14 protein-coding genes are annotated in these 14,541 nt (G+C 46.0%); 12 read left to right on the plus strand and 2 right to left on the minus strand.

What is annotated here, in order from left to right; translation table 11 throughout:
* The first annotated feature begins 14 nt into the window (after window positions 1-14).
* From ACYIA1_RS04705 to rplT, 10 genes are all read left to right on the plus strand, one after another.
* Window positions 15-1,412 carry an undecaprenyl-phosphate glucose phosphotransferase gene (locus ACYIA1_RS04705; RefSeq protein WP_122369414.1) on the plus strand — a complete coding sequence of 466 codons (1,398 nt, stop codon included), beginning with the start codon at window positions 15-17 and terminating at the stop codon, window positions 1,410-1,412.
* A 69-nt stretch (window positions 1,413-1,481) separates the two neighbouring features.
* Complete coding sequence (ruvX, locus tag ACYIA1_RS04710; protein ID WP_008772415.1) at window positions 1,482-1,904, plus strand: Holliday junction resolvase RuvX; 423 nt, start codon at window positions 1,482-1,484, stop codon at window positions 1,902-1,904.
* 3 nt (window positions 1,905-1,907) lie between these two features.
* Window positions 1,908-2,465, plus strand: a complete 558-nt coding sequence (gene def / locus ACYIA1_RS04715) for a peptide deformylase (RefSeq protein ID WP_005857695.1) — start codon at window positions 1,908-1,910, stop codon at window positions 2,463-2,465.
* A gap of 20 nt (window positions 2,466-2,485) precedes the next feature.
* A complete protein-coding gene (locus ACYIA1_RS04720; protein WP_005857693.1) occupies window positions 2,486-4,033 on the plus strand; it encodes an acyl-CoA carboxylase subunit beta in 1,548 nt (515 codons plus the stop codon).
* Window positions 4,034-4,045: 12 nt separating this feature from the next.
* On the plus strand, window positions 4,046-4,378 hold the full coding sequence (locus ACYIA1_RS04725; protein WP_005857691.1) for an acyl-CoA carboxylase biotin carboxyl carrier protein subunit: 333 nt from the start codon (window positions 4,046-4,048) through the stop codon (window positions 4,376-4,378).
* Window positions 4,379-4,419: 41 nt separating this feature from the next.
* Window positions 4,420-6,543, plus strand: a complete 2,124-nt coding sequence (locus tag ACYIA1_RS04730; protein WP_122382314.1) for a tetratricopeptide repeat protein — start codon at window positions 4,420-4,422, stop codon at window positions 6,541-6,543.
* 90 nt (window positions 6,544-6,633) lie between these two features.
* A complete protein-coding gene (gene thrS, locus ACYIA1_RS04735) occupies window positions 6,634-8,589 on the plus strand; it encodes a threonine--tRNA ligase (protein WP_005857688.1) in 1,956 nt (651 codons plus the stop codon).
* Window positions 8,590-8,622: 33 nt separating this feature from the next.
* Entirely contained in the window at window positions 8,623-9,249 is a 627-nt protein-coding gene (gene infC, locus ACYIA1_RS04740; protein WP_048928230.1) for a translation initiation factor IF-3, read from the plus strand.
* Window positions 9,250-9,304: 55 nt separating this feature from the next.
* Window positions 9,305-9,502, plus strand: coding sequence for a 50S ribosomal protein L35 (rpmI, locus tag ACYIA1_RS04745; protein ID WP_005857684.1), 198 nt, complete (start codon window positions 9,305-9,307; stop codon window positions 9,500-9,502).
* 105 nt (window positions 9,503-9,607) lie between these two features.
* Entirely contained in the window at window positions 9,608-9,952 is a 345-nt protein-coding gene (gene rplT / locus ACYIA1_RS04750; RefSeq protein ID WP_005857682.1) for a 50S ribosomal protein L20, read from the plus strand.
* 428 nt (window positions 9,953-10,380) lie between these two features.
* Here rplT and ACYIA1_RS04755 read toward each other — a convergent pair whose 3' ends face one another.
* Together ACYIA1_RS04755 and ACYIA1_RS04760 are read right to left on the minus strand one after the other, a co-directional pair.
* Entirely contained in the window at window positions 10,381-11,364 is a 984-nt protein-coding gene (locus ACYIA1_RS04755; protein ID WP_016270043.1) for an ISAon1 family transposase, read from the minus strand.
* On the minus strand, window positions 11,330-11,710 hold the full coding sequence (locus ACYIA1_RS04760; RefSeq protein WP_016270338.1) for an ISAon1 family transposase N-terminal region protein: 381 nt from the start codon (window positions 11,708-11,710) through the stop codon (window positions 11,330-11,332). Before ACYIA1_RS04760 ends, ACYIA1_RS04755 begins: the two co-directional genes overlap by 35 nt.
* Window positions 11,711-11,981: 271 nt before the next feature.
* On the opposite strand from ACYIA1_RS04760, the gene ACYIA1_RS04765 reads away from it, so the two are divergent.
* Complete coding sequence (locus tag ACYIA1_RS04765) at window positions 11,982-12,227, plus strand: RNA recognition motif domain-containing protein (protein WP_005862983.1); 246 nt, start codon at window positions 11,982-11,984, stop codon at window positions 12,225-12,227.
* Window positions 12,228-12,354: 127 nt separating this feature from the next.
* Entirely contained in the window at window positions 12,355-14,532 is a 2,178-nt protein-coding gene (locus ACYIA1_RS04770) for a glycoside hydrolase family 20 protein (protein WP_480334544.1), read from the plus strand.
* Window positions 14,533-14,541 lie beyond the last annotated feature (9 nt).

The raw sequence follows: 14,541 nt of genomic DNA on the forward strand, positions 1-14,541 counted from the left end.
TTTATCGAATTGCTATGATATTGAACAAAAAACATGGTTATTTAATCCAATGGCTGATTGGTGTAGGAGATTTGATCGTATTGAATCTTTTGTTTATGGCCGTTTTTCATCTGCTTGGCCCGAAATACACGGAAGCGATATCCTATAATTTGAGAGAGGTTATTCTGTTATTGAACTTCTGTTATTTCTTCTCTTTATATTTTATCCCGATTCAATTGCATCAGGCGGTCGTGTTTATCGACAAGATCGTGCAACGGGCGTTCGGATTGGTTACCGTACTTATCTTCTTGTTCGCTACTTGTTTGATCTTCTTGAATGTGGGAGATGTTCTGGCAACCTTCCTCTTGGTCTATTACGGGGTTTCTATCATCTTGTTTTCGCTTTGGCGGGTTTTGGTGCGCCTATCTTTAAAGTTGTACAGGCGAAAAGGCTATAACTTTAAGAAGGTGGTGATTGTGGGGGCCGGAAAGAATGGTATGGAGCTTTACCAAGTCATGAAAGATGATTTGAGCTATGGGTTTAGCGTAAAGGGATTCTTTGATGACAATGACTCGTTGAAAGACGTTTTACCTAATTACTTGGGCAAGACGAGCGAGGTGGAAGCGTATGTGCTGGAGCATGATATCGATGAGATTTATTGTACCTTGCCGGGTACGAACAACGGAAAGATCGTACGGCTTCTGAATTTCGCCGAGAAGAAGATGGTGCGCTTCTATATCGTGCCCGAGTTTTACCGGGATGTAAAGAAGAGTATGGTGATGGAGGTGATGGAATCGATCCCATTGCTGACGGTCCGCCGAGAGCCTTTGCAATCCGCCTATAACCGGTTCTTGAAACGAACGTTCGATATATTTTTCTCTTTGGTGATTTTGCTCACGATTTATCCGATCCTGTACATCGTGGTCGGTATAATGATCAAGTTAAGCTCACCCGGCCCGATTTTGTTTAAGCAGAAACGTACGGGATTGTATGGGCGTGACTTCGAATGTTTCAAATTTCGTACGATGAAGGTGAATGCGCAGGCTGATACCTTGCAGGCCGTTAAGAACGATCCTCGGAAGACCCGGATCGGCGATTTCTTGCGCCGGACGAATCTGGATGAGTTCCCTCAGTTCGTGAACGTCTTGCTGGGCGATATGTCCGTGGTAGGCCCTCGTCCGCATATGCTGAAGCATACCGAGCAGTACTCGGCGTTGATCGATAAGTATATGGTGCGGCATTTGGTGAAACCGGGAGTAACGGGGTGGGCGCAAGTCACCGGTTACCGAGGTGAGACCAAGACGCTGGAGCAGATGGAAGGACGTGTGAAGAGAGATGTGTGGTATATAGAGAATTGGACGTTCTTCCTTGATTTAAAGATTATTGTGGTTACGGTACTGAATATGTTCAAGGGAGAGAAGAATGCATATTGATCCGATTTGTTGCACACTTTTTGCGGATTTGTGTAATCTGTATTTATATTTATGCTATATTCGCGCTCGATGGGAAGAATAATTGCAATAGATTACGGCCGGAAACGTACGGGGATAGCCGCTACGGATATTTTACAAATGATCGCTAACGGCGTGGCGACAGTCCCAAGTGGAGAGGTTGTGAAATACCTGTCGGATTACATATCACGGGAACCGGTGGATTTATTTGTGGTCGGGCTTCCGAAGCAAATGAACAATGAGCCTTCTGAGAACATGAAGTATGTGGAGGCGTTCGTGACCCATCTGAAAAGGACGATACCAAGTATCCCGGTAACTTATTACGACGAGCGGTTCACGTCGGTCTTAGCTCATAAGGCCATGTTGGAAGGCGGTTTAAAGAAAAAGAAACGGCAAGATAAAGGATTGGTCGATGAGATTAGCGCCGTTATTATTTTGCAAGCTTATTTAGAAAGTAAAAAATATCAGTTATAACTTATGATTTTACCCGTATTTTTATATGGTCAGCCCGTACTAAGAAAAGAGGCTGAGGATGTACCTAAAGATTATCCCGACTTGAAACAGTTGGTTGCCAATATGTTTGAAACGATGTATAATGCTGATGGGGTAGGGCTTGCCGCTCCTCAGGTGGGCTTGTCTATCCGTTTGGTGGTTATAGACGGTGATGTGATGGGAGATGACTTCCCTGAATGCAAGGGTTTCAAGCGTGCGTTGATTAATCCCGAGTTTTTGGAACGTAGCGAGGAGGAAATAGCTATGGAGGAAGGCTGCTTGAGCCTGCCGGGTATACACGAGAAAGTGTCTCGCTCGAAAACGGTTCGTGTGAGATATTGGGATGAGAATTGGGAGGAACACGAGGAAGTGGTGGAAGGTTTCGCCGCCCGTATCGTGCAGCATGAGTGCGAGCATCTGACGGGGCATGTCTTTATCGACAATGTCTCCGCTATTCGCCGTCAATTGAACAAAGGCAAATTAAATAGTATTATTAAAGGGACGGTTCGTTGCTCTTACCGGGCAAAAGCCGTTGGTAAATAATAAATCTATAAATAATCAATATGACAGATTTAAGTAAAAACATTGAGGCCCTCAGGGAAAAGAAAGCCGTTATCGAGATGGGCGGTGGTGAGGCTGCTATCGAAAAGCAAGTGGCGATGGGTAAGCTTACTGCCCGGGAGCGTATCTTGGCTTTGTTGGATAAGAACTCTTTCCATGAGTATGACATGTTCGTGAAACACGATGGCCGTGATTTCGGTATGGAGAAGAAGGTTCTGCCGGGTGATGGTGTGGTTACCGGTACGGGTACGATCTTTGGTGCCCCGGTTTGCATCTATGCGCAGGACTTTACGGTTGCCGGTGGTTCGTTAGGTTTGCAGCATGCTCGTAAGATCACCAAGATCATGGATCATGCGTTGAAGATGAAATGTCCGATCATCGGAATCAATGACTCGGGTGGCGCGCGTATCCAAGAAGGTGTTGGTGCTTTGGCTGGTTATGGTGAAATATTCTATCGCAATACGATCGCCTCGGGCGTGATCCCTCAGATTTCCTTGATCCTCGGTCCTTGTGCCGGTGGTGCCGTTTATTCTCCGGCGTTGACGGACTTCGTGTTTGTGGTTGAGAACATCTCTAAGATGTTTATCACGGGACCGAACGTTATCAAGACCGTGCTGGGTGAGGATATCTCAATGGAAGACCTTGGTGGCGCACGTGTTCATGCAGAGACTACAGGTAACGCTCATTTCTATGCCTTGAGCGAGCAAGAATGTTTCGATCAGGTGAAACGTTTGGTTAGCTTCATCCCTTGGAATAATCAGGAGCGTGCGAAAGTGGTTGAGCCGAAAGAGCCGTCCGCTATGCTGAATATCGAGCAAGTAGTTCCGGCGGACCCGAAACAGCCGTATGATGTGCGAGACGTTATCAGATGTATCGTCGATGACTCGGACTTCTTGGAGATTCAAGAGTTGTGGGCCGCTAATATTGTGATCGGTTTTGGCCGTATGGCAGGAGAAACGGTAGGTTTCGTTGCCAATCAACCGATGGTTCTGGCCGGCGTGCTTGATTGTGATAGCGCTGACAAGGCCGCTCGTTTCATCCGTTTCTGCGACTCATTCAATATTCCTATCATCACGTTGGAGGATATGCCGGGTTATCTGCCGGGCGTAGATCAAGAGCATGCGGGTGTGATTCGTCATGGGGCTAAGGTTCTGTATGCGTATTCGGAAGCTACTGTTCCTAAGATCACGGTTATCTTGCGCAAGGCGTACGGTGGAGGTTATATAGCTATGAACTCCCGTCACTTGGGCGCTGACTTCATGTTCGCTTGGCCGAGCGCGGAGATCGCTGTTATGGGTCCGGAAGGTGCAGCTAACATCATATTCCGCAAGGAGATCATGGAGGCGGAAGATCAGAACGCTATGCGTCAGGAGAAGGTGAAAGAATATATCGAGAAATTCGCGAACCCGTACGTGGCGGCTTCCAAGGGATTTATCGACTCTGTGATCGAACCGAAAGAAACCCGTTCATTATTGCTACACGCACTGAAGCTTTCCATTCTAAAAGAGGAATACAGACCGGCCAAGAAGCACGGTTTGCCTCCGTTCTAAATTGATGAGAGTATGGAAAAGAAACACCAGCAAGAAGAATATGTAGACTTTGTGGTGACGGCACGTAAATATAAGACGTTGCTGACAGCGAAGTATAAGAGCCGACCGATGTGGCATAAGCCGTCGGCTGGTGACGTGGTTTCTCATCTTCCCGGAACGATTATCAAGATTATGGTAGAAGAAGGACAGGCTGTGGAGGCTGGGCAACTTCTGCTAATCCATGAGGCGATGAAAATGCAGAACCGGGTGGTCGCTCCCATATCGGGAGTCGTTGTCGAGCTCAATGTAAAAGAGGGCGATAAGATAACGAAGAATCATTTAATGGTAAAAATAGAGTCTAAGTAAGATAATTTACTTATTTTTGCCTCTCAATCATTTTTAATAGGATGAAGAAGGCAACACTCTTTTTGATATTACAGATATTTACGATTTCGCTTTTTGCGCAGATTAATACGGACCGTGTATTGGCTATTGGCAGGAACGCCCTTTATTTTGAGGATTATGTTCTTTCCATTCAGTACTTCAATCAAGTTATCAAATCCAAACCTTGGTTGGCGGAACCCTATTTTTACCGTGCGGTGGCGAAGATAAATCTGGACGATTTTAAGGGGGCCGAGGAAGACTGTACTTTATGTCTTCAGCGGAACCCTTTTTTAACGCAAGCGTATTACGCTCGCGGCATCGCCCGTCAAAGTCAGGAGAAATACGACGAGGCGATCGACGATTACCAGAAAGGACTTGAGTTCAAACCCGAGGACCGCCAGATGCTGGTGAATATGGCGGTGGCTTTTATCCAGAAAAAAGACTACAACGGGGCGGAGAAGACATTCGATGATTTAATGACCGCCCATCCGAAATATTCCATGAATTATATGACACGGGGCGCTATGTATCTGGAGAAAGGGGATACGTTGAAAGCCTTGGCCGATTATAATAAGGCGATCGAGATGGATCCTTATTATGCGCCGGCGTATGGCAATCGTGCGATCCTTCATTATCAAATGGATGATTATAAGGACGCTCTGGCCGATTTGAACGAGGCTCTACGTCTGGATACCCGTGAGAGCGGATATTATATTAACCGGGGGCTAGTTCGTTATCAGATGAATGACTTGAGAGGTGCGATGGCCGATTACGATCAGGTGATCAGCATGGATAGCCGGAACTTGATCGCACGGTTTAACCGGGGGTTGCTTCGGTTCCAAGTCGGGGATAATAACCGGGCTATCGAGGACTTCGATGTCGTTATCCAGCAAGAGCCAGATAACTATATGGCTTATTACAACCGTGCGTTGCTCCGTTTCGAGACGGGCGACTACCGGGGGGCCGTGCAGGATTACGACGTGGTCTTGAAGCAATATCCTACTTTCCTGCCAGGCTTTGTGAGCCGTTCGGAAGCAAAGCGTAAGCTAGGTGATAACGTGGGGGCAGACCGTGATTATTGGGCAGCCATAAAGATGGAGGAGCAGGCCAAGAACGGACAGCTCCCGAAGACATCGTCTTCTGGCTCCAATACAGCGGTGAACGGAGATACCAAGACGGACGATTCGGAGGAGAATACTCGTGAGCAATCCGATAAGAATATCAATAAGTTCAACCGCTTGGTGGTATACGATAAGGAGCAGGAGCGTAAAAGTAAATACCAAAGTGAGGTCCGTGGGCGTGTACAAGACCGGAATGTCCATGTGGATCTGGAACCCCAGTTTGTCTTGACCTATTACGAGAAGGCGGATCCCGTAAAGAAACTTGTTTATTACGACAAGATGGTGGAGGATTACAATGGCCAGATGGTCTTGAAGCGTAAATTGCGTATCACGAACGAGGAGGCCGCTTTGACTGAGGACCAAATCGCCGTGCATTTCGCCTCCATCGACGAGTATTCGGCGGAGATCGAGCGTGATCCGAACAACGCTAACGCTTATTTTGGCCGTGCGATGGACTTCATGTTGGTGCAGGATTTCTCGGAGGCGATCAAGAATTTCTCGGAAGCGATCGAGCGAGACCCGTCGTTCACGATGGCTTATTTCAATCGTGCCGTGGAACGTTATAAGCAATTGATGTACACCCAATCCCAGCAGGCTAGCAAGGATACGTACGACTTGAGTGGCTCGGGAATGAACTTGAATATTGGTAAGTCCGCACAGTCGCAGGTAAACGCCAACACCTCGGTGGACCTCCGGAGCGCTATGCTGAAGGATAATAAGCGAGCCTATGAGCATGAGCAGATCATGAGGGATTACGATATGGTGATCAAGCTGAACCCGGGTTTTGTGTACGCTTACTTTAACCGTGCGAATCTGCGTTGCGCCCAGCGTGATTTCCGTGCCGCTATCGTTGATTACAACGAGGCGATCGAGCGGGACCCTGAATTTGCCGAGGCTTACTACAACCGTGGGTTAGCCCGTCTGTCGCAAGGTGACGTGAACCGGGGCATCGCCGACTTGAGCAAGGCAGGGGAATTGGGTATCTACAACGCCTATAGTATCATCAAGCGAATGACAAGCCGGTGATAACGCAAATTATTCGAGTTAAATGTTTCGCTGATAGAAAAGAAATATTAACTTTGTGGGCTGAATATAAAGAATTTTAGAGAATAGAATATGATAAAGATTACATTTCCGGACAATTCCGTAAGAGAATATGCAAAGGGAACGACTGCTATGCAGATAGCGGAAAGCATTAGTTCTCGTTTGGCACAGGAAGTCCTAGCCGCAAGCGTGAATGGGGAGGTTTGGGACTTAAGCCGTCCTATCAACGACGACGCTACGGTGAAACTTTTGAAGTGGGAAGACGAGGAAGGTAAACATGCGTTCTGGCATTCCAGCGCTCACCTTATGGCAGAGGCTTTGCAGGAATTATATCCGGGTATTAAATTCGGTATCGGTCCGGCGATCGAGAACGGTTTCTATTATGACGTGGATCCGGGTGAGGCCGTGATCAAAGAGGGTGATTTCGCTGCTATCGAGGCTAAGATGCTTGAGCTGGTAGCCAAGAAAGAAGAGATCAAACGTCAGGACATTACCAAGGCGGATGCCATGAAGATGTTCGGCGATAGAGGTGAAGAGTATAAAACAGAGCTTATCAGTGAGTTGGAAGACGGTACGATCACTACCTATACGCAGGGTTCTTTTACGGACTTGTGTAGAGGACCGCACTTACCGAATACCTCTTATCTGAAAGCTGTCAAGATATTGAGCGTAGCCGGCGCTTATTGGCGTGGCGATGAGAAACGCAAGCAATTGGTTCGTTTGTATGGTATCACTTTCCCGAAAAAGAAGATGTTGGATGAGTATCTGACATTGTTGGAGGAGGCCAAGAAACGTGACCACCGTAAGATCGGTAAGGAGATGGACTTGTTCATGTTCTCCGATACGGTAGGTAAGGGCTTACCGATGTGGTTGCCAAAAGGTACCGCCTTGCGTTTGCGTCTGCAAGAGTTCTTGCGTCGTATCCAAGCTCGTTATAATTATCAAGAGGTAATGTGTCCGCCGATCGGTAATAAATTATTGTATATTACCTCCGGCCACTACGCTAAATACGGAAAGGATTCTTTCCAACCGATCCATACACCTGAGGAGGGTGAGGAATACTTCTTGAAACCGATGAACTGTCCTCATCACTGTATGATCTATAAAAACTCTCCTCGTTCGTATAAGGACCTGCCGTTGCGTCTCGCTGAGTTCGGTACGGTTTGCCGGTATGAGCAGAGTGGAGAGTTGCACGGATTGACCCGTGTACGTAGCTTTACGCAGGATGATGCTCATATCTTCTGCCGCCCCGATCAGGTAAAGCAGGAATTCTTGAACGTAATGGACATCATCTCGATCGTATTCAAGACGATGAATTTCGAGAACTTCGAGGCTCAGATCTCCTTGCGTGACAAGGTGAACCGTGAGAAATATATCGGTAGCGACGAGAATTGGGAGAAGGCTGAGCAAGCGATTGTAGAGGCTTGTGAGGAAAAAGGCTTGAAAGCTAAGATCGAATATGGAGAGGCCGCTTTCTACGGTCCGAAACTCGACTTCATGGTGAAAGACGCTATCGGCCGCCGTTGGCAGTTAGGTACGATTCAGGTAGACTATAACTTACCGGAACGTTTCCAATTGGAATATACGGGTGCCGACAACCAGAAGCACCGTCCGGTTATGATCCACCGTGCGCCGTTCGGTTCCATGGAACGGTTCGTTGCCGTATTGATCGAGCACACCGCCGGAAAGTTCCCGTTGTGGTTGACTCCGGAGCAGGTATGTATCATGCCGATCAGCGAGAAGTTTAATGATTACGCTTGGCAAATCGCACGTGAGTTAGGTAATCAGGAAATCCGTGCTATCGTAGATGACCGAAATGAGAAGATCGGTCGTAAAATTCGTGACAATGAATTGAAAAGAATCCCTTATATGCTCATCGTTGGAGAAAAAGAAGCAGAAAATGGTGAAGTTTCTGTAAGAAAACAGGGCGAAGGTGATAAAGGTTCGATGAAAATTGCTACCTTTGCAGCGCTTTTGAATGGCGAGGTAGAGGAAATGATGAATCGCTGGCAAAAAAGTAATGATTAAATAACTAATAACGAGGAGAATAAATCTTTTTGAATGAAGAATGACAATCTGAAAGAACAGTATAGAATCAACGAACGTATTCGTGTTCGTGAAGTTCGTTTAGTAGGTGACAATATTGAGACGGGTGTTTATCCGATCGCTCAAGCGCTGAAAATAGCGGAAGAGCAGGGGATGGATCTAGTCGAGATTTCACCAAATGCTGCGCCCCCCGTTTGTAGAGTAATCGACTACCAGAAATTCCTCTATCAGCAAAAAAAGCGTCAGAAAGAGCAAAAAGCGAAATCTGTGAAAGTGGTCGTGAAGGAGATTCGTTTCGGGCCTCAGACTGATGATCATGATTACAATTTTAAATTGAAGCACGCTAAGGGATTTTTGGAGGAAGGTTCGAAGGTCAAAGCCTACGTGTTCTTTAAAGGCCGTTCTATCCTTTTCAAGGAACAGGGAGAAGTCCTGCTGCTTCGTTTTGCCAACGATTTGGAGGATTATGGAAAAGTAGAGCAGTTGCCGGTATTGGAGGGAAAACGTATGATTATCATGCTTACTCCGAAGAAAGCGGGCACTGGTTCAGCCCCGGTTGCGGCCGCAGCTCCGAAAGTTGTAAAGAAAGTGATCACGACACCTAAGCCTAAAAGCGAGGGTGATAAGAAAACAGAAGAATAAAATCCGTCCCTGATAGAAGGGAGGTTAAGTTTAATAATTAAAATATAATTGGAAAATGCCTAAGATGAAGACTAATTCCGGTGCCAAAAAGAGGTTCGCCCTTACCGGATCAGGAAAGATCAAAAGAAAACACGCTTTTAAGAGTCATATCTTAACAAAGAAGACTAAGAAGCAAAAGAGAAATCTTACTCACACGGGTTTGGTAGCTAGTGTTGACGTAAGCAACGTAAAGCAGATGCTTTGCATGAAGTAATCTTTATTCATTAAGCGAGTTTTATAACGATTTTTATTAACCGAATGCATTAGCAATCAAGTTCATCCTAAGAGATGACGCTAACATTCAAAACAGATTAGAATTATGCCTAGATCAGTAAATCATGTTGCTTCAAGAGCAAAAAGAAAACGGATTTTAAAACTAACCCGTGGTTATTATGGTGCACGTAAGAACGTTTGGACCGTAGCGAAGAATACATGGGAAAAAGGTTTGACTTATGCTTTCCGCGACCGTCGTAACAAGAAACGTAATTTCCGTGCTTTGTGGATTCAGCGTATCAACGCTGCCGCTCGTATGGAAGGTTTGTCTTACTCTCGCCTAATGGGTGCTTTGCACGCTGCCGGTATCGAGATCAACCGTAAGGTTTTGGCAGACTTGGCCGTTAACCATCCGGAAGCATTCAAGGCTATCGTAGCTAAAGTGAAATAAGATTTTTGCTATATAGTTAATAAAGAGCCTCCCCGAAAAGGAGGCTCTTTTTTTGTTGTTTTTGTTTGGTTATGTCGATACGATTACATATCTTTGTAACAAGAAAAAGATAAACAGGGAATGAGTTAAGCCGCACTTGTTCGATTGGGAAACTCATCAGTTTATTTTAATTCCGAGACATAGCTCTTGTCGCCAATGGCGGGCCGCGCCCTTCGGGGTATGCTTAGCACGGCGGATTACAAAGGTGGCAAAGCACTCAAATCCTGTCATACGGAGTTTGTTCACATCTACAGTGCGGCTTTTTCAAATAGGGAAGAGGATCTTTAATTAGATTCTCTTCTTTTTTATGCGGTTCACGCAGGTAGTCTCGTTAGCTCATATAAGTAGTCTTCTGAGGATAAAGTGGCTCACCCGATAAACCTGGGGGATTAAGCATACAGCTTTGTAAGTCTGAAAAGAAAGAATTTTATATCCGTTACTCCTCTTAAAGCAGCTCTAAACGCCTTAATTTTAGCATTAAAAGACTCTGCAAATGCATTAGTTGCCCTGTTTACAAAGAAGTTCAAGACTTCATCATAGTGCTCGTAAAGTGTGGCGGCAATAACATTGAAACTCTTAAAGCCAGAGTCGTCCACTTTGTTGTACCATCGTGCAAGCGAGAGTCTTGCTGCATCTTTGACGGTATTCTTGGAAAATATCATTCTTAGGGAATGTGTAAGCGAATAGGCTTCTTTAAGATCAGGATACGTTTCAAAGAGCACCTCAGCTCTTTGTCTCTGACTTTCCGTCCATTTGTCGGCAGATTTAAAAAGCAGATATCTGCTGCGAGCCAACAACTGCTTGTGGGTATCACCATTTGCAAGCACAATTGGAGTGTATGCTTCGCCCAGGCATTTGGCTTCTTCCCTGGCATCCGTGTCTGCTTGAATGGCATCCCATCTATGCGCGATACGCATCTCCTGCAAGGCATCACATGCAAGTTTCTGTATATGAAAGCGGTCTATGGTACGCATTGCATTCGGGAAACAGCGTCTGGCTATAAGTCGCATGGAATTCGACATATCCATTGTTATCTCCTTAACCAACAGTCTCTTGTCCTCGTCAATGCGCATAAGTGCTTCCGTGACAGCATCTGCCGCCACACCCTTTACAATAGCAATGATGGTACCTTTACCTCCACGTGAAGATCTGTTGCTTACTATAGTGTACAGCTCACCGTTGCTTGGAGCCGTTTCGTCAATGCAGATGCTTTCACCAATGTTCTCTGGAAAGACAAGCCAGTCTTCTGCATGTGAGAGTTCTGACCATTCACGATAGCCGCTGAGCACTTCCTTGTATTGCTTTTCAAACGTATCCCCGTTTATGTGATAATAGCGGTCAAGCGAACGGGAGGTCGTAGGAATCGTCTCCATACACTCCTTTTAAAAAAGCCGCAAACTCCTTGGAGTAGCGGGTTTCTTCAGCCTTCAGGTCGTAAGAGTCGGAGAAGTATCGGTTATTCTGCTTGTCATACCATTTGCGTCTTCTGACAATTAGGTCAACACCTTTATCGCGGATTGGAAAGTCACGTATAGTTACGGCTTCACAGAACCCTTTGGATTCAATCTCTGGGTTCTCTTTATATTCAGCCTTAACCGATTCATCAAGATAGATGCGGATAAGGGATGCCTCTTCTTCTACACGTACTACTTCAAAATTTGAAAGTATCTCTGATGGCAGAATCAACTGTGCCAATGCTAATAGTCCTTGATTGTTCATGGTACAAAGGTGCAAATTTTCTATAGAATTAAAGAATTTTCCCCCTGATTTATCGGGTGAGCCGATAAAGTGAATTATTTTGAAAATAAATTAGGTTTTATAGTTGGTAATCCAAAAAGAATGCTTTCCTTTGTACCAACAAACAAAAGATAGTTTGTCTTGCTCTTTATCTTCGAGTTTCTATTCTCAGTAATGATAATATATTCTTCTAGAAATCGATCTTCACTAACATCACTTGTTTTATTATTAATTTATTTTTAATTTTTTTCGTATGAATATTTACATTGGAAACTTGAGTTATCGAGTAAGAGAGTCTGATTTGCAACAAGTATTAGAAGAGTATGGTGTTGTTGATTCAGTAAAGTTAATTGTTGATCGTGATACTAGACGTTCTAAGGGTTTTGCTTTCGCTGAAATGCCTAACGTAGACGAGGCTCAAAAAGCTATCGAGGAATTAAACCAAGCTGAGTACGAAGGTCGTCAGATGGTTGTAAAAGAAGCAATTCCTAGACGTTAATTTTAGAAGATATACATCTTAAAATAACTCTGAAGCGGGGAGACGATAGTCTTTCCGCTTTTTTGATATTGTCCATTATTGTCGTATATTTACGCACCAAGAATAACACAACTAAAAAATAAGTATTATGACGTTGCCAAAACGGTCTTGCATGAAAGTAACCGGACTTGCTCTCGCTTGCTCCTCGCTACTTTTTTCCTGTGTTCCCAAGGAGGTTTCGCAGGTGAATTTAATCCCTAAGCCGGCCCATATCGAGGTGACTGGCGGTTATTTCAAAGTAGATAGTAATCTCGTATTCGGGAATGATCAATCGGGTACGATCCGTTACGTGGTCGATGAGTCTTTCAATGGCGGAAATCCGGAGGGATATGCGTTGAATGTGACCAAGAAGGGGATCGAGTTGAGAGCCGCCTCTAAATCCGGATTGTTTTACGGGGAACAAACGTTGCGCCAGCTGTATACGTCGAAAGGGATTCCTTGCGTATCGATCCAAGATAATCCCCGTTTCCCGTATCGTGGCTTGCATCTGGATGTCTCTCGTCATTTCTTCCCGAAAGAGGAGGTGATGAAGTTATTGAACGTCATGTCTTATTATAAATTGAATACGCTTCATATGCATTTGACGGATGCCGGTGGTTGGCGTATCCAGATGGATAAATACCCGAAACTGACTACGGACGTGGCTTTCCGTACGGAATCCGATTGGCAGAAATGGTGGGATGGAAAGGATCGCAAGTATCTGCCGGAAGGAACTCCGGGGGCATATGGCGGTTATTTTACGAAAGAAGATATCCGTGAGATCGTGGATTACGCTACGGCTCGGCATATTAATATAATACCGGAAATCGAATTCCCGGGGCATTCGGACGAGGTGTTCGTGGCGTACCCGGAGTTGAGTTGTGCCGGCAAACCTTATACGACGGGTGATTTCTGCATCGGCAACGAGAAATCGTTTACGTTCATGGAGGATGTATTGTCCGAGGTGATCGAGTTGTTCCCTTCCGAATATATCCATATCGGGGGAGACGAGGCCGGGAAGGGAGCTTGGAAGACCTGCCCGAAATGTCAAGGCTTGATGCGCCGGAATGGGATGAAGGACGTGGATGAGTTGCAGAGCTATATGATTCATCGTGCCGAGGAATTCCTGATTTCCAAAGGCCGCAAATTGATCGGTTGGGATGAGATTCTGGAAGGGGGCTTGGCTCCGGAGGCTACCGTCATGTCTTGGCGGGGCGAGGAAGGGGGAATCAAGTCCGCCCGCATGGGACACGACGTGGTCATGACACCGGGTGGTTATATGTATTTCGATTTCTATCAAGCCGATCCGAAGACACAGCCGTATGCCATCGGCGGTTATACGCCGATCAAGCGGGCGTACAGTTATAATCCAGTGCCTGTGGATTCGTTGACTGCCGAGGAAAGTAAGCATATCCTAGGGGTACAGGCGAATACATGGACGGAGTATATCAAGGATGAGAAGCATCTGGAGTATATGATGTTCCCTCGTGCCTTAGCGGTCGCCGAGATCGGATGGACTCCGCAAGAGGATCGTAGTTGGGAGGATTTTAAGCCTCGTATGAACGCGAATATCCCGGTTCTGCAACGGATGGGTATCAATACGTTCACGCTCTCGGACGAGATCGAGACCACGATGGAGGTAGATACCTTGCGGCGAGAGATCAAGGTCATGTTGGATGCGGAGAAATATCCGGCGGAGATACGTTACACGACAGACGGCTCTATTCCCGCCGCCTCTTCCCGGGTCTATAACGGCCCGATCGTGGTGAAAGACTCCGCTGATATCAAGGCCGCTATCTTCCGTGACGGGCAGCTTCAAGGAACGCCTACCGAGAAGAAGGTGGATTATCACCGGGGTATCAATAAGCCTATACATTATAATAGTAAGCTGTATAGCGGTTATATGGCGGGTGGCATGAACGCCTTGCTGGACGGCTACAGGGGAGGCTTGACTTATCTGGACGGTCGTTGGCAGGGTTATTTGAATGACTTGGATTGCGTGGTGGACATGGGCGAGGTGACGGATATCCATAAGGTATCGTCCCGCTTTATGCAATTGATCGGCCCGGGCGTGTACCAACCGGGAGAGGTGGAGTTGCTGACATCGGAAGACGGGGAGAGCTATATCTCGCAGGGAGTTATCCCTACTACGATATCCAATACGGATAAAGACCTGTCTTTTCAGGAATATACGTTTAACGGCGATTGGAAAGCCCGTTATGTCCGTGTCAAGGCAAAAGAGGCGAATAAGGGTTTCATCTTCACGGATGAGATCGTGATCTGGTAAGTATGAATC

The organism is Parabacteroides sp. KHUB-02, from assembly GCF_056640955.1.

Excerpts from the sequence above, each read along its gene's own strand:
- ACYIA1_RS04705 (WP_122369414.1), top strand. The coding sequence starts at position 15 with ATGATATTGAACAAAAAACATGGTTATTTAATCCAATGGCTGATTGGT.
- ruvX (WP_008772415.1), top strand. The coding sequence starts at position 1,482 with ATGGGAAGAATAATTGCAATAGATTACGGCCGGAAACGTACGGGGATA.
- def (WP_005857695.1), top strand. The coding sequence starts at position 1,908 with ATGATTTTACCCGTATTTTTATATGGTCAGCCCGTACTAAGAAAAGAG.
- ACYIA1_RS04720 (WP_005857693.1), top strand. The coding sequence starts at position 2,486 with ATGACAGATTTAAGTAAAAACATTGAGGCCCTCAGGGAAAAGAAAGCC.
- ACYIA1_RS04725 (WP_005857691.1), top strand. The coding sequence starts at position 4,046 with ATGGAAAAGAAACACCAGCAAGAAGAATATGTAGACTTTGTGGTGACG.
- ACYIA1_RS04730 (WP_122382314.1), top strand. The coding sequence starts at position 4,420 with ATGAAGAAGGCAACACTCTTTTTGATATTACAGATATTTACGATTTCG.
- thrS (WP_005857688.1), top strand. The coding sequence starts at position 6,634 with ATGATAAAGATTACATTTCCGGACAATTCCGTAAGAGAATATGCAAAG.
- infC (WP_048928230.1), top strand. The coding sequence starts at position 8,623 with ATGAAGAATGACAATCTGAAAGAACAGTATAGAATCAACGAACGTATT.
- rpmI (WP_005857684.1), top strand. The coding sequence starts at position 9,305 with ATGCCTAAGATGAAGACTAATTCCGGTGCCAAAAAGAGGTTCGCCCTT.
- rplT (WP_005857682.1), top strand. The coding sequence starts at position 9,608 with ATGCCTAGATCAGTAAATCATGTTGCTTCAAGAGCAAAAAGAAAACGG.
- ACYIA1_RS04755 (WP_016270043.1), bottom strand. The coding sequence starts at position 11,364 with ATGGAGACGATTCCTACGACCTCCCGTTCGCTTGACCGCTATTATCAC.
- ACYIA1_RS04760 (WP_016270338.1), bottom strand. The coding sequence starts at position 11,710 with ATGAACAATCAAGGACTATTAGCATTGGCACAGTTGATTCTGCCATCA.
- ACYIA1_RS04765 (WP_005862983.1), top strand. The coding sequence starts at position 11,982 with ATGAATATTTACATTGGAAACTTGAGTTATCGAGTAAGAGAGTCTGAT.
- ACYIA1_RS04770 (WP_480334544.1), top strand. The coding sequence starts at position 12,355 with ATGACGTTGCCAAAACGGTCTTGCATGAAAGTAACCGGACTTGCTCTC.